The following is a 17,203-nucleotide window of genomic DNA, read 5'->3' as shown; positions in this document are numbered from 1 at the left end:
GCGGTTACGGTCGCTGTACCGAGGTCGTCGGCCCGGCCGCCGGGGCCCTCAGCGTGTCGGGCGGGCTCGGGACGGTCCGGGGGGCGTCGGCGCGGGCCGTGGGCTGCGCGGCGCCGCACAGGGCCCGGTCGAACAGGGCGGTGCGGGCCGCGTCCACGGGGTGCGGCACGGAGTTGCCGTCGGGGTCGGTGCGCTGGTAGCCCGTCAGGTTGAAGCCGGCCGCGAACTGCCGTTCGCCGTCGGCGGTGGACATCGCCGTGGTCTCGGCTCCGAAGACGCCTCCGTCGTGTCCCCAGACCGGGCCGCAGGGGGTGTCCACGGAGTAGATGCCGAGTCCGTAGCGCAGCAGGACCGTGCCGTTCTCGTCGCGGTAGGGCACGGTCGTGCGCATCTCGCGCAGTTGCGCCTCAGGCAGCAACCCGCCCTGGAGCAGGGTCCGGTAGAAGGTGTTGAGGTCCTGCGGGGTCGAGATGAGCGCGCCCGCCGTGCCCGCCATGGTCATGTTGTACTCGCTGAAGTCGCGCGGCGGGGTGAGGGCGCCGCCGAAGCTCTCGTACATGCGGGAGTGCGGACCCCTGATCCGCGGGTCGGTCCCGGGGAACCAGGTGTCGCGCAGGCCGGCGCGGCGGATGACGTCGCGGGTGATGACGCGTTCCGGGTCCTGGCCGGTGACCTTGCGGAGCACTTCGCCGAGCAGGATGTAGTTGGTGTTCGAGTACGACCAGGAGGTTCCCGGTTCGAACAGCGGCGGGAGGTTCACCCCGTACCCGGTCAGGGTGGCCGGGGAGACGGTGCGGTGACGGAACTCCTCCAGGCTGCTCGGCGATCCCTCCTTCACCGACGGGAAGGCCTCCGCGATGTAGTCCGCGATGCCGCTGGTGTGGTTGAGCAGCATCCGTACGGTGATCTTCCGGCCGCGCTCGCCGGGCACGAGTTCGGGTACGTAGTCGCCGACGGGCGCGTCGAGCCGGACGCGGCCGGCCGCGCTCTGTTGGAGTACGGCGACGGCGGTGAAGGTCTTGGTGACGCTGCCGACCCGGTGCCGCAGGTCGGGGGCCGTGCGGCGGCCCGTGTCGATGTCGGCGAGGCCGGTGGCGCCGTTCCAGCGGGCCCGGCCGTCGCGCACCGACGCGTACGCGCCGAACATGCCGGCCGCGTGCACCGCGTCGAGGCGCTGGGCGAGCGCCCGGCGGTCGAGGCCGGTGGGCCGGGAGGCGGCGGCGGGGTCGTCGGTCCCCGCGGCGGGAGCCGCGGAGGCCGTCCCGGCCGCCCCGGCCAGGAGGGTCAGCACGATGGCGCCGGCGGCCGCGCCGACGCCTAAGCGGCCGCGCGGGCCGTGGTGTGAGTGCACAGGATCTCCCCGAGTACGGGCGGCCCGTAGCGGGGCCGCCGTTCGACCTTGTGCCTCGATTCTTCCGGGCCGGCGGGGTCCGCCCATCGTCCCGGTGGACGATCCGGGGGCCCGTCGCATGGGCCCTCGGTACCAGGGCCGGCTCCCCCTTCCGGGGCACTTGACGTCGGGTGGATCCGCCCGAAGGCGACGCCGCCGGACGTCAGCGGGGCGGGATCACTGGGCCACGTCCCGCCCGGCCAGGGTCAGGGCGCTGTTCACCAGGCCGACGTGGCTGAACGCCTGCGGGAAGTTGCCGAGTTGGCGTCCGGCGACGGGGTCGTACTCCTCGGCCAGCAGGCCGACGTCATTGCACACGCCCAGCAGCCGTTCGAACAGTTCGCGCGCCTCCTCGCCGCGGCCCGTCATGTGCAGGGCGTCCACCAGCCAGAACGAGCAGGCCAGGAAGGCCCCTTCGTCCCCGGGCAGCCCGTCCACGGACGGACCCTCGGTGCTGTAGCGGCGGACCAGGCCGTTGCGGCCCAGCTCCTCGCGGACCGCGTCGACGGTGCCGATCACGCGCGGGTCGTCGGGCGGCAGGAACCCGACACGGGGAATAAGCAGGGTCGCCGCGTCGAGCTCGCGGGAGCCGTAGTACTGGGTGAAGGTGCCCCGTTCGGCGTCGAAGCCGTGCTCGCAGACGTCGGCGTGGACCTCGTCCCTTATGGCCCGCCAGCGCTCCACGTCACCCGGGATCCCGGGGTCCCCTTCCATGGTGCGGACGGCCCGGTCGGCGGCTACCCAGGCCATCACCTTGGAGTGCACGAAGTGCCGGCGGGGTCCGCGCACCTCCCACAGGCCCTCGTCGGGCCGGCGCCAGTTCTTCTCCAGGAAGTCGAGGAGGGCGAGCTGGATCCGCCAGGCGTGCCGCTCCGCGGGGAGTCCGGAGGACCGGGCGAGGTGGAGGGAGTCGATGACCTCCCCGTACACGTCGAGCTGGAGTTGGTCCACGGCGGCGTTGCCGACGCGCACCGGCGCGGAGGAGGCGTAGCCGCGCAGCCACGGCAGGTCGGTCTCCGGGATCCGTCGCTCGCCGCCGATCCCGTACATGATCTGGAGCTCGGACGGATCACCCGCCGCCGCCCGCAGCAGCCAGGACCGCCAGGCGCGGGCCTCGTCGAGGAACCCGGTGGCGAGGAGCGCGCCGAGGGTGAGGGTGGAGTCGCGGAGCCAGCAGTAACGGTAATCCCAGTTGCGGACCCCGCCGAGCTCCTCCGGCAGGGAGGTCGTGGCGGCGGCGACGATGCCGCCCGTCGGCGCGTACGTCAGTCCCTTGAGGGTGATCAGGGAGCGGGTGACGGCCTCCTTGTAGGGGCCCTCGTAGTGGCATTGGGCAGCCCACTGCCGCCAGTCGGCGAGGCTCTGTTCCAGCGCCGTGTACGGGTCCACGGGCTCGGGGCGCGGCTCGTGCGAGGGATGCCAGGTCAGCACGAAGGCGACCTTCTCCCCCGCGCCGACGGTGAACTCCGAGCGGGTGCTGTTCTCCTCGCCCCAGGTCCGGACGGGGGGTTCGCTGCGGAACCAGGCCGAGTCGGGTCCGGCGACGGCGACCCGGTCACCCTCGCTGCGCCGCACCCAGGGGACGACGTGTCCGTAGTCGAACCGCAGGCGCAGCGTGCTGTGGAGGGTGACCCGGCCGGACACGCCTTCGACGATCCGCATCACGTCGGGTGCGGTGTCGCGCTGCGGCATGAAGTCGATGACCTTGACCGTGCCGTCCGGGGTCTCCCAGTAGGACTCCAGGATGAGGGAACCGTCGACGTAGGCGCGGCGCGTGCACGGTTCTCCGTCGGCGACGCCGCTCGGGGCGAGCCGCCAGTGGCCGTTCTCCTGGTCACCGAGGAGGGCGGCGAAGCAGGCGGCCGAGTCGAAGCGGGGCAGGCACAGCCAGTCGATGGACCCGTCCCGGCCGACCAGTGCGCTGGTCATGAGGTCGCCGATGAGTGCGTAGTCTTCGATCGCCTGTGTGGGGTGCGTCATTCATCCGCTGTTCCCCCAATATCCCGGGGTCAATCAGTCCGCGCGATCAGTTGCGGATCAAGAGCGTCACGGCCGCGAGGACGACGCCCAGGGCGAGGGCCAACGCCCCCTGCTTCAGGCCGTGGGAGCGCAGGGCGGCCACGGGCAGGAAGCGGTCGACGGCGAGGCGGCCGGGTCCGGTGAGGGTGAGGGCGGCGGCCGCCGCGGTCAGCAGCAGTTCGTACTCCATGCCCTCGGGCGCGAAGAAGGATCCGGTGCCGTGAACGGCGATGGCGTTGATCATCGTGCCGGTGACGGCCGCGCCGGCCAGCGGGGTGAGCAGACCGGCGGCGAGGCCGAGGCCGCCGAGGGTCTCGGTGAGGCCGGCGACGACGGCCATGGCGTCGCCCGCCGGGTAGCCGACGGAGGTGAAGAACTGGCCGGTGCCGTCGATCCCGCCGCCGCCGAACCAGCCGAAGAGCTTCTGGGTGCCGTGGGCGGCGACGGTCAGGCCGAGGACGACGCGCAGCAGCAGGAGGCCCGCGTCGTAGGGCGCGGTGGCGGTCGCCGGGAGTGCGGCGGCCCGCCGCTCGGCCGATGCGGTGGCCGGGGCCTTCGTCGAAGTGGCGGAGGCGCTGGTCATGGGGGTTCCTTCCGGTCGGGCCGGCTCGGCAGGAGTAGTTCAAATTCGAACCGGCAGTCCCGACCCTAGCCACTGATTCAAATTGGAACAACCCGTGTAGGCTGGGGCCGTGGACGGGACGAGATGGCTGGACGAGCGGGAGATGCGGGCCTGGAACGGCTTCCTGGCCGCGTCCGCCCTGGTGAATCGACGTCTCGACCAGCAGCTCAAGGACGACTCGGGGCTCTCGCACCCGCAGTACGAGATCCTCGTGCGGCTCGCCGCGGCGCCCGACCGCGAACTGCGCATGACCGAACTCGCCAACGGGCTGATCAACTCGAAAAGCGGGCTGACCTACCAGGTGACTCAGATGGAGAAGGCCGGACTGGTCCGTCGCCGCAGCTGCCCCTCCGACGTCCGCGGGGTCTTCGCCGTCCTCACGGACGCGGGCCTTACCCGGCTGGAGGAAGCGGCCCCCGGGCACGTGAGCACGGTCCGCGAGATCCTCGTCGACGTCCTCACCCCCGAGCAGCTCGACGCGCTCTCGGCCGGACTGGGGGAAGTCGGCCGCCGATTGCGGGAGCAGGGCGCCTGAGCGGGTAAGGGGATCCCATGGACGGAAAAGTCTGGCTGGTCATCGCGGCGGTCCTCGCCGCCGCCCTCGCGATCGTGGCCGCGGTACTGCTGGTACGGGTGTTCGCGGCCCGGAAGCTGCTGCTGGACGCCGGGATCCCGCTGCGCGACAAGGCCCTGTTCTGGGTCGCCGTCGTCTACACCATCTCGCCGGTGGACCTGATCCCCGACCCGGTCTACCTCGACGACGTGGGCGTGCTCCTGCTCGCCCTGCGCTCCCTGCACGCGGCGGCCCGGGCCGCCGGACGACCCGCCGACCGGATCGCCTGACGGCCCGGGACCGCACCCTCGCCCGGCTCGGAGCCGGACGGAGGACGCTGCGCGGCCCATTCCCCGGGACCGCGCAGCGTCCGTTCAGGTGCGCCCCTCGGGGCGCGTACGCGCAGGCCGTACTACTTCGGCATCAGAACGGTGTCGACGATGTAGACGGTCGCGTTGGCCGTGGGCACGTTGCCGCAGACGACGGACGAGGTGCCGTTGACCTTGTAGGCCTCACCGGAACCGGCCGTGGTGATCTTGCCGGTCTCCAGGGTGTCGAAGGAGCCGTTCTCCAGCTGGCGCGGAGCCAGCTTCTGGCCCACGACGTGGTAGGTGAGGATCTTGGTCAGCATGGCCTTGTCCGCGAGGACCTTGTCGAGGTCGGCCTTCGGGATCTTGGCGAACGCGTCGTTGGTCGGGGCGAAGACGGTGATGTCCTTCGCGTTGTTGAGGGTGTCGACGAGGCCGGCCTGCTTGACGGCCGCGACCAGCGTGGACAGCGCCGGGTTGTTCGAGGCGGCGGTGGCGACCGGGTCCTTCGCCATGCCGTCGAAGCTGCCCGCGCCGTCCTTCGGGACGCCGGCACAGGCCGGGCCGAAGGGACCGTCCGCCGCGGCGGACGCCTCGGGGGTGGCCGCCTGGGAGGCGGTGGTGTCCGCCGCCGGGCCGGAAGCGGAGTCCTTGCCGGACTCCGAGCAGGCGGCGAGGGCGAAGGGAAGGACGACGGCCGCGGTGACGGCGACGGCGGTACGACGGAACTGACGGGTGTTCATCACGGTTCTCCTATGGACTTTCTCGATCGGAAAGGAATGGTCTGGAAGGGAAGGAAGGGAAGGAAGGGAAGGAATCGGGAGAGGGAGCGGGACAGGTGGTTCGGAGGGCCGGTCGGTCCCGGCGTTCAGGCGACGCTCACCACGACCGAGTGCCATCCGCTGGCGCCGTCGGGTATGGTCCGGGCCCGTTCCTCGGTCTGGACCGCGCCCGTGCCGTCCGTGGCGCGGACGGTGACCGTGTGGCCGCCGGGCGTCGCCTGCCAGGGGTGGGACCACTGGCGCCAGGTGTCGGTACCGGCCGCCGCGGCGAGATCGGCGTACTGCCAGGGGCCGTCGTCGATCCGGACTTCCACGTGCCGGATGCCGCGGTGTTGCGCCCACGCGACGCCGGCGATGGTGACGGTGCCGGGGGCGGGCCGGGCGAAGGGCTTGGGGGTGTCGATGCGGGTCTGGGTCTTGATCGGCGCCTTGCGGGCCCACTTGCGCTTGACCCAGTAGGGGTCGTAGGCGTCGAACGTGGTCAGTTCGAGGTCCGTGATCCACTTGCAGGCGGACACGTACCCGTACAGACCCGGGACGAGCATCCGGACGGGGAACCCGTGGGTGAAGGGCAGCGGTTCGCCGTTCATGCCGACGGCGAGCATCGCGTCCCGACCGTCCATGACGTCCTCGACGGGTGAGCCGAGGGTCATGCCGTCGACGGAGCGGGCGACGAGTTGGTCGGCGGGCCCCTTGCCCGAGGGGGGCCGGACCCCGCATTCGCGGAGCAACTCGCCGAGGGGGACGCCGAGCCAGCGGGCGCTTCCCGCGTACGGGCCCCCGACCTCATTGGACACGCAGGTCAAGGTGATGTCCCGTTCGATCAGGTCACGGGCCAGCAGGTCGGCGTAGGTGTAGGTACGAGGACGTGTCACGCCCTTTCCGTGGACGCGCAGGCGCCACGTGTCGGCGTCGACCTTCGGGACCACCAGCGCGGTGTCGACGCGGTAGAAGTCGGCGTTGGGGGTGGTGAAGGGGGTGATGCCCGGGACGCGCAGGGATACCGCGCGGGGCAGTGGGGTGGCCGGCGAGGCGGGGGCGGGCAGCCGGACAGCGGCCCGGGACGCCTCGGCGCCCCGGCCCCGCGAGGAGTTCAGCTGTCGACCGAGGGCGCCCGCCGCCGTCGAGGCCAGCGCAGCGGCCCCGGCGGCGACGAGGAAGCCGCGGCGGCTCCAGCCGTCCGCCCCGACGCTCTCCTCCCGTACGGCGATCAGCCGCCCGACCAGGAAGTACAGCAACCCGGCGCCGACCAGCGCGCCCACCACCGAGGGCAGGGCGTCGGACGGGCCGGCGGAGTCCGGTCGGTTCAGGGCGGCAGCACCACCGACGAGCCCGAACAGCAGGACCCCGGCCGCCCCGGTGCGCCGGTGGCGCAGGGCCAGCAAACCGAGTCCGACCGCGAGCAGGCCCAGGGTGGCCAGGATTCCGAGCTGGAGGACCAGTTTGTCCGCGGTCCCGAACTGGCGGATCGCCCAGTCCTTGACCGCGGCCGGGGTCCGGTCGATGGCCGCGCCGCCCACCGCCGTCACCGGACCGGCCTCGGGGCGCACGGCGGCCGAGACCAGCTCGGCGACCGCCAGGGCCGCGTAGCCGGACAGCAGACCGCTCAGCGCCGCCGAAGCGGTGCGGGCGAGGGTGTCGCGGTTGATGCTCACACCCGGTCTTCGGTGCCGGCCGGTCGGCGGATTGGCCATTCAGCCGCCCGAGTGACATCCGACCCACCGTTGACGCGTGAAACACCTGCTCAGCGGGGTTGATCGACCCCTGAACGGATGGTCGCCCGGGGCGAGGAGCTCGAAGCCGGACGGGCCGGTGGGACGGAATCCGAGCCCGCCGTACGCGCCGGAACTCCCACCGGGGCCTGGTAGGAGGACCCCGGTGGGAGGTTCGGGTGCGCCCCGCGGCCGGACGGGCTCAGGGGGCGGCGGGCTCCGCCGGGGCGGAGCCGGGACCGTGGCCGCCGGCGTCGTGGCCCTGGGGGGCGGGGGCTACGGGGGTGGGGGCCTCGGGGGCGGGGGCCTTGGCGGTGGGGGCTTCGGCGGCGGGCGTCTGCGCCTCGGCGCCCGCGGCGTGGCCCTCGGCTCCGTGGCCTCCGGCGGCTTGCTCCCCCGGCCGGGCTTCCGTCGGCCCGGCGGGCGCGGCGTGCGAGGTGCCGTTCGTGACGGTGCCGCCGAGGCGTTCGCGCAGGGGAGCCAGGGCCTCGGCGGTGGCGGCGGTGACGACCCAGCGGTTGCCGACGAGGTAGGTGCCGCCGTACATCGCGGATTCGGCGAGCCACGCGCGCTGGCCCTGGTCGGCGGTGAAGGTGGTCATGCGGTAGGAATCCGGCCCGGCCCCGCAGGCCGCCTCCTTGAGCTCCTCCGCGTCGACGGTGACCTCGGCCGTGCAGCCGAGGACGGCGGCGATCTCCTGGAGGGTGGCGGTGCGGGCGGTGGACACCGGGCCGAGGTCCGCGGGTGCGTCCTGGCGGGTGGCCGCGGCGCCCCGGTCCGTCTTCTCCTGTTGTCCGGCGCAGCCGCCGCACAACAGGGAGGCGAGCAGGACGACGGCACACGGCAGGAGGTGGCGGGCGGTGATGCGGGGTGAGTCGGACACGTCTGCCTCACTGGGGTCCGGCGCGGACTGGTGGACACCTCCGGCGGGGCCTACTGGACCGGCGCGACCTTCTTGCCGGCGTCGTTGACCGCGAACCAGAGGTTCTGCTTGCCGTGGCCGTTCGTCTGCCCGGGAGCGGTGTCACCGGTGAACGTGTAGACCGGCCAGCAGTCGATCGTCAATTGCATGCTGCCGTCAGGTCGTTTCACCGATCCGATCCATTCCTGGGGAATTCCCGACACCTTCGTCTTGTCCACGACCGGTGCGGGCTTCCAGGTGTCGAGGCAGGCCCCGAGGCAGCCGAGCTTCATCGGCCACGCGCTGTCCTTGTCGAACCGGTAGAGGGTGTTTCCCTTTCCGTCGACGAGGATCCTGCCGAGCTTTTCGTTGGACGCGACGGCGAGTTCGGCGGCCGCCGCGGGCTTCGCCTCTTCCGCGCCGCCGGCCTCCGGCTTCGCCGCCTCGCCCGTCGTCCCGCCCTCGGCGTTGCCGGCCGCGTCGTCCGCCCCTTCGCCCGCGGCGCCGCCCTTCGCGTCGCCCTTCGCGTCGCCCTTCGCGTCGATGGCCTTCTTCCCGTCCGGCGCCAGCGCGTGCCACGTGCCGCCGACGCCCTCGCCCTTCGCCTCGCCCGGCTTGGTGTCCTTGGCGTAGCGGTAGACGGGCCAGCCCGCGAGGGTCAGCTGGCGACTGCCGTCGGTACGGGTGACCTCGCCGAGGAGGCCGGCCTCGATGCCCTCGGCGGCGGTGGCGTCGTCCGCCGGGACCGGCGGCCACACCGTGGCGCAGTCCCCGTCGCAGGAGGACTTGGGCGGCTTGGGCGTGTCCTTGTCGAAGCGGTAGAGGGTGGCGCCGGCGCTGTCGGTGACCACGCTGCCCACCGAGGCGATGGCCCGGACCGCGAGCTTCCCGGCGGCGCCCGCCTTCTCCGCGGCGGAGCCCCCGGCCGCCGATCCGGACCCGGAGCCCGAGCCGGCCGCGGCGTCCGATCCGTATCCGCCCGATCCGTATCCGGAGTCTTTCCCGATGGCTTTTCCGTCTCCGACCGGCTGTACGGAATTCACGTTTCCGGTGGCGTTCGTGCCACCCCCGCAGCCTGCCGCGAACATCAGTACCGCGGCCACCGATCCGACAGCTATCGCACGACGCTTGCTGATCACGATCACTCCTTCGGTTTCCTGCCCGGCGCTTTTGCGTCCTCGGTCATTCATAGGGCCTGCGGTGTCCGTCGAATTCGAATGGCCGCGAATTTGTCAGATCGCGCTAACGCCTGAACTCCGTAACGCGGAGCACGTTCACAGCGGGCTCATTCCTGAATGCGCAGGGCGAGGGCCGGGCAGCGGCGCACGGCGCGCAGGGCCTTCGGGCGCAGCCTTCCGGGGACCGGCATGACGGCTTGTGACGGGTAGCCGTCGGCGTCGAGCCGTACGACCTCGGGCAGCAGGTCGACGCACAGGCCGTGCCCCTTGCAGAGCGTCCAGTCCACGACGAGGCGTTCGGGGTTCTCGTCGGCGGGCAGCGGCAAGGCTCCCAGGACGCGGCGCCCGCAGCCGCTGCCGAGGGCGTGGTCGCGCAACTCCTCGGGGAAGGTGGCGAGCGCGGACGCAACGAAGGAGGAGGTGCCGTCGGGGTGGCTGCACGCGCCGCGACCGCGTACGGCACGCATGCGGGCCTCCACGGCTTCCAGGGCGCCCCGGCCGCCGCCACCCACGAGGGTGTCCACCGCGTCGGCGAGTGTGGGCAGCCCGCGGACGCAGGGTCCGCACTGGCCCGCGGATTCGTCCGCCATCCAGCGGGTGACCCGGGCGATCTCGCCCGCCGGGCAGGTGTCCTCGGGCAGCGGGAGGACCGCGCCGGCCCCCAGTACGGCGTCGTACGCGGCGAGGGACTGGCGGGACAGCGCCACCGAACGGGCGGCCGCCGGGGGCAGCCAGCGGCCGTGGTAGCCGCCGACGAGGACTCCTTGGCCGGGATCCGACCCGCACAGTTCCAGTACGTAGGCCAGGGAGGTTCCGGTCGGCACCTCGACGGCGGTCGCGCCGCCGACGGTGAGCATGATGGTGCCCGGTTCGGCGGGTGTGCCGACTTCGCGGTAGACGTCGGCGCCGAGCCGGGCGGCGACGGCGAGTTGGGCGTAGGTCTCGGTGTTGGAGAGCAGGGTGGGCAGGCCGCCGAGGCCCCGGTCGCTGGTGCGCACCTTGCGCCCGGACGGGAGCGCGGGGCCGCCTTCGATGCCGTTGATGAGGGAGGTCCCCTCGCCCGTCACGAAGCGTTCGGGGAGGCGGGCGACGCGGACCCGGCTGCCGACCGGGCCGCGTTCGGCGACGGCGGCGCGCAGCGACTGCTCGACGTCGTCCCGGGTGACGCCGACGACGACGTCCTCCGCGCCCAGGGCGGCGGCGGCCAGCAGCGCCCCGTCGAGCACCAGGTGCGGGACGTGCAGCAGCAGGGCGGTGTCCTTGAGGCAACTGGGCTCCCCCTCACTGCCGTTGACGACGACGGCGGTACGTCCCTCGCGGCCGGCGGCGGTCCGGGTGACGGCCCGGAGCTTGCGGGCGAAGGGGAATCCCGCTCCGCCGCGGCCCCGCAGGTCGATGCGCTCCGCCAGGTCCGTGAGCTCGTCGGGACGGTAGGGGGGAAGCGGGCCGTGGACGCTCAGGTGGGCCTCGCGGTCCAGGCGGGTGGCGGTGTCGAGTCCGGCGAGCAGGCGGGGCTGTCCGACGCAGCCGAGGGCCGGCCGGGTGACGCCGGTCATGCGCGTCCCCGTCCGCCGTCGAACGGGGTACCGGGGCGGTCGTTCGCGGTGGTGGTGGGGCCGCCCGGGATGAACATCATGGCGTAGGGGGCCGCTTCGGGCCCGGCCGGCGGAGCCGCCCGGGCGGCCACCACGGGGCCGACGGCCCCCGTCGGTATCAGCAGGGTGTCGGCGAGCGGGTCCGCACCCTGGGAGAGGATGCCGGGCAGCGGGATGACCGGGGGCACGGCGAACTGCTCCCGCCCGACGGGCTGTCCGGCGAACGAGGGGGGCATGCCCGGAGCGCCGGCGGGCGGCGGCACGGACCCGGCGGACGCGAACCCCGGCTGGGGGAAGCCGAACGGCCCGAAGTCGCCTTGGCCCTGGCCCTGCTGACCGAAGCCGGGTTGCCCGAGACCGGGTTGACCCGCGTCGGAAGGCCCGAAGTCGGGTTGCGCGGAGGCGGACTGGCCGAACGCGGACTGGCCGAACACGCTCTGCCCGAAGGCGTTCTGGGCGAAGGCGCCTTGACCGAACGCGTTCGGCACGAAGGTGTTCGGCACGAAGGCCGGCGGGACGGATCCGGCCGGCGCGAAGGCGGGTTCGACGGGTGGGGGTGATTGCGGGAAGGCCGTTTGCGCGAACAGCGGTTGGGGGACCTCGGGTTGGCTGAACGGGACCTGTGGAGGGGTGCCCGTCCCGGTGGCGGCCTCGGCGTACGCGGGTCGGATCGAGGGCATCTGGGCGGTGGCCGCTTCGGCGAACGCGGCGAGCACGGCTTCCTGTTCGGCGGCGGGCGACCCGGAGCGGCGGTCCGACTGCCGCGCGAGGCGGGCCGTGAGGCGTTCCCCGGACTGCTCCGCCGGCTGGCGCACGAAGGGCTTCGGGTTGCGTGGCGGCGCCTGCCCCGGTGCCGGGGCGGCGGTGGGCTGCGCGGCGGGGCGCGCGGGGGTCGCGCGCAGCCGTGCCCGCATCCGCAGGAAGAGCACGGCCGCGACGCCGGCCAGGCACAGCCCGTAGGCGACGGTCACCCAGGCACTGGCGGGGCGTCCCGCCTTCAACCCGTGCAACAGCGAGGCCCCCCAGGCCGGGTACGCGCCCATGTGCAGGGCCCGCCACCACATGGACCGGCCCTTGGTGGCGAAGGCGCTGCGCACCGCACCGGAGACCGCGACGGAAACGAAGAGGTAGCCGGCGAGGGTGCCGAACCCGATGAGGACGGGCTGTTCCGGGTCCGTGAACGGGACGAACGCGGCGGTGGCTTCGGTCTGCGACTCCGCGATCTTGACCCACACGTGCAGGGCGAGGAAGCCGAGGCCCGAGACGGCGAGACCGCGGTGGGCCCCCTGGGCGAGGATCCGGTGACCGGAGGTCAGCAACGTACGGTCCGTGGCCGCGAGGCCCCACAGCACGGCGGAGGTGAGCGATACGAGGGAGAGGACGCCGGCGCCGTAGTCGAGGAAGTCGAACAGGCGCGTCAGCGCGCCCGCCCTGGCCGCGACGGCCAGTACGAGCAGGGCGGCGAGGGCCGCGGCGCAGACGGCCGCGGGGTGCGGACCTCCGGCAGCGGACAACAGGGGCGGGCGCCGGAAGGCCCTTCGGCCACCGGCCTCCGCGGGGGCCGCACCGGCATGCCGTCTGGTGCGTCGGGCCCGGTGAGAACGTGGCATACGGGTCTGGGACAGGGGCATCGGGTTCTCCCATACGCCCGGGCCCGAGCACTCCACCTCGCACTCGGCGCCCGGGGGTAGTCGTCGGAACTGCTCCGCGGCGGGCGGGAGATGGATGCCTCGCCGGCCGGGAGCGGGGGCCGGAGTGCAGAAGCATCGTGGAGGTTCGCAATCCCTCCACAGTATTTATCTAATCGTGACAACTTCTCGCGGCCACGGCATCATCAGCTCGAACACCCCCGGAAGATTCCCTTCCAACGGTGCGGTGCCGACCGGGCTCACGTCTTGTCGGCCGCCACACCTACCCGTCGGCAAAATCGAGGCAAAGCCGCGGGACTGCAAGTGGATGGCAGTCTCCTGGAGGGAGTAGAGGTGCTGGACTCCCCTTTCGGCACTGGCGCCGAGGGGGAGGGAGGCAGCTTCCACGAAGCTGGTCACCCTCCACGGGACAGGCCGTACCCCGGCATGAACGAGGTAACAAATGTGCGAACTTCTGAACCGCATCTGGTCCCGCCCTCGCGGCGAATGGACCCGCGTCCTACGAAGGGAACTACCCGCGCTGGCCGCCGGGATAGTGGAGGAACTCCGGGAAGGCATCCCCGGATTCGCCGAGCTGGTCGACGAGGTCGGCGAGGAGGTGGTCAGACGGCAGGTGGAAGCGGGCCTGCTCACCACCCTCGGCTACCGCGAGTCCACGGTGCCCGCTCACGACCGACCGGCGGAAGGGGGCGGAGCGCAGAACGCGTGCCCCGGCCCGGAGTCCGACCTCGCGGCGGCCACGGACTGCGGACCACCCGTGCCCGTGCGCACCCGCTCCGGCGGCGGGCCCGGCGAGGCCCCCGGACCGGACTCCGACCCGGACGAGGCGGGGACGCCGCACGGGCGCGGCCGGTCCGCCCCGCTGACCGTCGTCCCCACGAGCGGGCCCGGTCCCGCCATCGAACGGGCCCGGCGCGAGCTCTTCGCCGCTCTCACGGGTGACATGTCCATGTCTGACCTGGCTTTGGCCGAACTGGCCACGGCCGCCAACTGGCCCCTCCCCCCGGCCGTCCGGGCCATCGCCATGACCACCATCGGCGAGGTGCAGCAGTTGGCCGCCGCGTTGGACGACGGGCTCCCCGGGCTGGCCGGCGCCCAGCCCTGCCTGCTCGTCCCCAGCCCCGACCCCGAGGCGCGCACCGCCCTGGAGGCCGTGCTGCGCGGCCGGGTCGCCGCCGTCGGGCACCCCGTCGCCGTACGGGACACCGCGTCCTCACTGCGCTGGGCCCTGCGGCTCCTCACCCTCACCCCCGCCCGGGCCGGCCTGGAGGCACGCGCGGTGTTCGTCGACGACCACCTCTCGACCCTGCTGCTCCTGCAGGACGAACCACTGGCGCACGCCCTGGCCGCCCGCTGGCTGCGACCGCTGGCCAGCCTGACCCCCCGCCAGAGCGAGCGCCTCGAAGTGACCCTCCTCGCCTGGTTGGAGGGCGGCGGGGCCCCGGAGGCGGCCAAGGCCCTGAGCGTGCACCCCCAGACGGTCCGCTACCGCATGCGTCAGCTGGAGAAGCTGTTCGGGCCCGGACTGCGCGACCCCCGTACCCGCTTCGAACTGGAACTGGCCCTGCGCAGCCGCCGCCTCATGGCCCAGGTCCGCCGCCAGCACTCCCGGGTCGGCCGCCGGGCACGCGCCGTCGCCACCGATTTCGGACCGCTCGGCGTGGGCCGCATGGCCCGCGTGAACGGCCTGTAACCTCCCCCACACCGCTCCCCCCTCCCCTCCCCCCACAGACTTCCCGGCGCCCGGCCCCTCCCCCGAGGGACCGGGCGCCGACGCGTTCCCGCTCCGCGGGGGAACCCGAGGTGGGACGTACGGGGCCGGTGGGGCGCGTGCGCCCGGCAGGAACGGGACGGAGGACGTACGGGGTCGCCAGGGGCGCAGCGGCACGGCCGGGGCCGTGGCAGCGGTACGGAGACTCCGCTCGACCGGCGCCCGCCGGTCCGGCGCACCGGATCCCCGGGAGAGCGCGGCGGCCCGGACGGCCGACGGCACCGGAGCGGCCCGGACGGGACGCAGCCCGGCAGCCCACCCGGCGGAGCCACGACCCCGGCCCCGCGGCCCGGGCGCGCCCACGCCCCCTCCCCCGCGCGGACGCGCAAACGCGCGGTGCCGGTCCGAAGTCGGCTTCGGACCGGCACCGCTCTCGGGGTGACGCGGGGGAGGGGAGGCGTGCACCCCGAGGTTCTCAGCGGCAGGTGCGCCCGCCGTTGATGCAGCGCACCGCGCCCGCCATCAGACCGTCGGACATGACGTTGATGAAGTCACCGTGGTCGGTCACCGGCTTGTGCAGTTGCTCGGGGAAGCTGTCCACGGCGAACTTCGCGCCGGGCTGCACCCCGTACACGATCCGCTGCACGAGTTGCGGGATGGCCTTGAAGCCGTTCGGGCAGGAGCCGTTCTTGTCCGCGAACGCCACGTGCGTACGGTGGTTGGCGCTGTCGGTGTTGCGTCCGTCCCAGCAGCTCTGGAAGTTGAAGGTGCGCACGACGTCGCTGCCCTTGGGGCAGATCGGGTACTTGTCCTTCAACTGCCGGTTCTCGAAACCGGTGCAGCTCCACGAAGCGTTGGCGTTGGCCGTCCCGTTGGTGAACGCCTTGGCGTCCCCGGTGATGATCCGCAGGAACCGCGGCATGGCGGTGACCTTGCTCGCGGGGCTGCCCTTGAAGTCGATCGTCACCTGCTTCGGCTGGAGGATCGTGCCGACGTTCCCGTCCTGACCGCCGCCCGGCGCGGCGGCGTCCCGTTCCTTCTGTCCGTTGCGCAGCCGCAGCACCGGCCAGTAGTAGGTGGACTGGTCGCCGTTCGTGCAGGTCGTTCCGGACGCGGCGAGGCTGTTGTTGGTGGAGAACGCGTCCGTGGTCCTGTTGCCGACGTAGTCGTGCATGTGGTGCGCGCCGTTGCTGACGCCCGGCGCGACGATGACGTTGTCCGGGTTGAAGTGGCCGTTCTCGTTGCGCCCGCACTGCACGGAGAAGGTGCCGGTGGACGCGCCCCCGCGGGCGGCGGGCTTGCGCACGTTGGGTCGTACGGTGCCGATGGCGACGAAGTCGCTGCGCGCGGGCCCGCCGCCGCCCTTGTTCGCGGCCGGCGCGGCGCCGGCGGCCTGGGCGTTCTTCACGTCCGCGGCGTCGGCGGCCGGGGCCTCCTGCATCGAGCAGGCGCTCAGCCCGTCCAAGCCCTGGGGGCGGGAGCCCGACCTCGCCATCGCGTCGGAGAGGCGGCCGATGGTGCCGCCGCGCTGGTTCTTCAGTTCGCCGAGCAGGGCGTTGCCCTTGGCCCGGCCGGAGGAGAGCTTGGCGTAGGCGTCGGCGACCTGGGTGTCGAGCTGGGCGAGGTTCTCGTCGACCTCCTTGCGCGCCTGCTCGGGGACGTCGCGGAGCTTGTCGCCGACGTCGGGGCAGTCGATGGTGGCGGTCACCGCCGCCTTGTCGTCCTGCCCGGCGGAAGCGCCCTGGGCGAGGAGACCGACCCCGCCGCCGCCCATGACGAGGGCGGCCACCACGGCGAGGGCCTTGTGGGCGGGTCGGAGACGGCGTTTGTGGCCCTTTTGACTCATGCGATCACTTCACTTCGTCGATCGGGGAACGGTGGAGGGAGCCGGTGAGGCGTCCGCGAGGCCGTCGAAATCGACCAGCCCGGTGTCCTCCAGGACCGAGATGTGGTCCAGAACGGTGGCGTTGGCATCGGTGGCCAGGGCGCGGACCATGGAATTGCGGGTCTGGGACCTGATCTGCGCCACGAGGGCGAAGACCTTGCCGTGGGCCCGGCGCAACAGTTGCGCGAACAGTCGTTCGTACTGGGCGCCCTGGGCCTGGTCGAGCTGGTCGAGCCAGTCCTGCTGCTGCGGGCTGGGGCGGTCCGGCAGTTCGACGCCGAGGGCCTGCCCCACCTCCAGTACCCGGCGGTCCAGCTCGGTGTGGCCCTCGACGAGGTGCTCACCGGCGGTCTTCACCGTGGGGCGGGTGGGGCGTTGCTGGGCCTGCCGGCCGGCGGGGAGTTCCCACAGGCCGGCGAGCCGGACCTTGCGGACGAAGTCCCGGTCCGCGGGGGTCAGCGGCCCGAAGGCCGTGCTCAGGGTTCCGGCGCCGTCATCGTCCGCCGCGGCCGTGGCGGCGGAGGCGGACGTGCCGCCGAACTTGTCCACGGGGATCAGCAGGGCGATCAGGGTGAAGGCGAGGGCACCGATGACGATGGCCGTCCCGATCACGTGCCTCGAAGCGAGCGACATGCTGCCGACGGACGACCGACGCAGTGACGGCACAGTACCTCCTTGCTCTGGGGGCCAGGAGGGCTGCGGGCCGCACCGGCGGCCGTGTCGGGCCGGCCGGACGCATCCGCACTCCCGGGTGCCAAGGGACGCTAGTGCCGCTCGTGGTGACGGAACATCAAGGCAATCACCATCGGATAGACATCCGGGCAACCCCTCGAAAGGCTGGTACCGTGCCCCGGCCGCACCCGGGTCACCGCCGGCTCCGCCCGTGCGCGCCCTCCCC

General features: G+C 73.1%; 14 protein-coding genes. 3 read left to right on the top strand and 11 right to left on the bottom strand.

Going from position 1 to position 17,203, the window contains the following annotated elements; translation table 11 throughout:
* Positions 1 to 4 precede the first annotated feature (4 nt).
* The 3 genes from ACZ4XJ_RS12580 to ACZ4XJ_RS12570 all read right to left on the bottom strand — a co-directional run bounded on the left by ACZ4XJ_RS12580 (position 5) and on the right by ACZ4XJ_RS12570 (position 3,992).
* On the bottom strand, positions 5 to 1,351 hold the full coding sequence (locus ACZ4XJ_RS12580) for a serine hydrolase domain-containing protein (RefSeq protein ID WP_468496145.1): 1,347 nt from the start codon (positions 1,349 to 1,351) through the stop codon (positions 5 to 7).
* 216 nt (positions 1,352 to 1,567) lie between these two features.
* The gene (locus ACZ4XJ_RS12575) at positions 1,568 to 3,370 is read right to left on the bottom strand and encodes a glycoside hydrolase family 15 protein (RefSeq protein WP_362883288.1); all 1,803 of its coding nucleotides are present in this window, start codon (positions 3,368 to 3,370) and stop codon (positions 1,568 to 1,570) included.
* Positions 3,371 to 3,416: 46 nt separating this feature from the next.
* Positions 3,417 to 3,992: a DoxX family protein gene (locus tag ACZ4XJ_RS12570; RefSeq protein ID WP_468496144.1), complete on the bottom strand. Its 576-nt coding sequence runs from the start codon at positions 3,990 to 3,992 to the stop codon at positions 3,417 to 3,419.
* 109 nt (positions 3,993 to 4,101) lie between these two features.
* Between ACZ4XJ_RS12570 and ACZ4XJ_RS12565 the strand changes: the two genes are divergently transcribed.
* Positions 4,102 to 4,566, top strand: coding sequence for a MarR family winged helix-turn-helix transcriptional regulator (locus ACZ4XJ_RS12565; RefSeq protein ID WP_362883291.1), 465 nt, complete (start codon positions 4,102 to 4,104; stop codon positions 4,564 to 4,566).
* A 17-nt stretch (positions 4,567 to 4,583) separates the two neighbouring features.
* Positions 4,584 to 4,874 carry a YkvA family protein gene (locus tag ACZ4XJ_RS12560; protein WP_362883293.1) on the top strand — a complete coding sequence of 97 codons (291 nt, stop codon included), beginning with the start codon at positions 4,584 to 4,586 and terminating at the stop codon, positions 4,872 to 4,874.
* A 122-nt stretch (positions 4,875 to 4,996) separates the two neighbouring features.
* On the opposite strand, the gene ACZ4XJ_RS12555 is transcribed toward ACZ4XJ_RS12560, so the two are convergent.
* The 6 genes from ACZ4XJ_RS12555 to ACZ4XJ_RS12530 all read right to left on the bottom strand — a co-directional run bounded on the left by ACZ4XJ_RS12555 (position 4,997) and on the right by ACZ4XJ_RS12530 (position 12,574).
* A complete protein-coding gene (locus ACZ4XJ_RS12555; protein WP_362883295.1) occupies positions 4,997 to 5,635 on the bottom strand; it encodes a fasciclin domain-containing protein in 639 nt (212 codons plus the stop codon).
* 125 nt (positions 5,636 to 5,760) lie between these two features.
* The gene (locus ACZ4XJ_RS12550) at positions 5,761 to 7,368 is read right to left on the bottom strand and encodes a molybdopterin-dependent oxidoreductase (protein ID WP_468496143.1); all 1,608 of its coding nucleotides are present in this window, start codon (positions 7,366 to 7,368) and stop codon (positions 5,761 to 5,763) included.
* Between the two features lie 220 nt (positions 7,369 to 7,588).
* Entirely contained in the window at positions 7,589 to 8,269 is a 681-nt protein-coding gene (locus tag ACZ4XJ_RS12545; protein WP_468496142.1) for a hypothetical protein, read from the bottom strand.
* A gap of 50 nt (positions 8,270 to 8,319) precedes the next feature.
* Positions 8,320 to 9,426 (bottom strand): SCO0930 family lipoprotein, encoded by a 1,107-nt coding sequence (locus tag ACZ4XJ_RS12540; protein ID WP_468496141.1) that lies wholly within the window; start codon positions 9,424 to 9,426, stop codon positions 8,320 to 8,322.
* 146 nt (positions 9,427 to 9,572) lie between these two features.
* Positions 9,573 to 11,021 carry an NADH-ubiquinone oxidoreductase-F iron-sulfur binding region domain-containing protein gene (locus ACZ4XJ_RS12535; protein WP_383989602.1) on the bottom strand — a complete coding sequence of 483 codons (1,449 nt, stop codon included), beginning with the start codon at positions 11,019 to 11,021 and terminating at the stop codon, positions 9,573 to 9,575.
* Positions 11,018 to 12,574, bottom strand: a complete 1,557-nt coding sequence (locus tag ACZ4XJ_RS12530) for a hypothetical protein (protein WP_468496140.1) — start codon at positions 12,572 to 12,574, stop codon at positions 11,018 to 11,020. Before ACZ4XJ_RS12530 ends, ACZ4XJ_RS12535 begins: the two co-directional genes overlap by 4 nt.
* A gap of 577 nt (positions 12,575 to 13,151) precedes the next feature.
* On the opposite strand from ACZ4XJ_RS12530, the gene ACZ4XJ_RS12525 reads away from it, so the two are divergent.
* A complete protein-coding gene (locus ACZ4XJ_RS12525) occupies positions 13,152 to 14,402 on the top strand; it encodes a PucR family transcriptional regulator (RefSeq protein WP_362883306.1) in 1,251 nt (416 codons plus the stop codon).
* 493 nt (positions 14,403 to 14,895) lie between these two features.
* Here ACZ4XJ_RS12525 and ACZ4XJ_RS12520 read toward each other — a convergent pair whose 3' ends face one another.
* Positions 14,896 to 16,266, bottom strand: a complete 1,371-nt coding sequence (locus ACZ4XJ_RS12520) for a DUF1996 domain-containing protein (protein ID WP_362882802.1) — start codon at positions 16,264 to 16,266, stop codon at positions 14,896 to 14,898.
* A 9-nt stretch (positions 16,267 to 16,275) separates the two neighbouring features.
* Positions 16,276 to 16,938 carry a DUF4142 domain-containing protein gene (locus ACZ4XJ_RS12515; protein WP_383989895.1) on the bottom strand — a complete coding sequence of 221 codons (663 nt, stop codon included), beginning with the start codon at positions 16,936 to 16,938 and terminating at the stop codon, positions 16,276 to 16,278.
* Between the last annotated feature and the right edge of the window lie 265 nt (positions 16,939 to 17,203).

This window comes from Streptomyces sp. NPDC029836, assembly GCF_055574495.1.
The sequence above is the reverse complement of the archived record's forward strand: the minus strand, read 5'-3'. Positions and strand labels throughout refer to the sequence as shown.

What these genes read in the sequence shown, in the direction of transcription:
- ACZ4XJ_RS12575 (WP_362883288.1), bottom strand. Translation starts at nt 3,370, where the DNA reads ATGACGCACCCCACACAGGCGATCGAAGACTACGCACTCATCGGCGAC.
- ACZ4XJ_RS12535 (WP_383989602.1), bottom strand. Translation starts at nt 11,021, where the DNA reads ATGACCGGCGTCACCCGGCCGGCCCTCGGCTGCGTCGGACAGCCCCGC.
- ACZ4XJ_RS12560 (WP_362883293.1), top strand. Translation starts at nt 4,584, where the DNA reads ATGGACGGAAAAGTCTGGCTGGTCATCGCGGCGGTCCTCGCCGCCGCC.
- ACZ4XJ_RS12570 (WP_468496144.1), bottom strand. Translation starts at nt 3,992, where the DNA reads ATGACCAGCGCCTCCGCCACTTCGACGAAGGCCCCGGCCACCGCATCG.
- ACZ4XJ_RS12520 (WP_362882802.1), bottom strand. Translation starts at nt 16,266, where the DNA reads ATGAGTCAAAAGGGCCACAAACGCCGTCTCCGACCCGCCCACAAGGCC.
- ACZ4XJ_RS12525 (WP_362883306.1), top strand. Translation starts at nt 13,152, where the DNA reads ATGTGCGAACTTCTGAACCGCATCTGGTCCCGCCCTCGCGGCGAATGG.
- ACZ4XJ_RS12515 (WP_383989895.1), bottom strand. Translation starts at nt 16,938, where the DNA reads ATGTCGCTCGCTTCGAGGCACGTGATCGGGACGGCCATCGTCATCGGT.
- ACZ4XJ_RS12550 (WP_468496143.1), bottom strand. Translation starts at nt 7,368, where the DNA reads ATGGCCAATCCGCCGACCGGCCGGCACCGAAGACCGGGTGTGAGCATC.
- ACZ4XJ_RS12555 (WP_362883295.1), bottom strand. Translation starts at nt 5,635, where the DNA reads ATGAACACCCGTCAGTTCCGTCGTACCGCCGTCGCCGTCACCGCGGCC.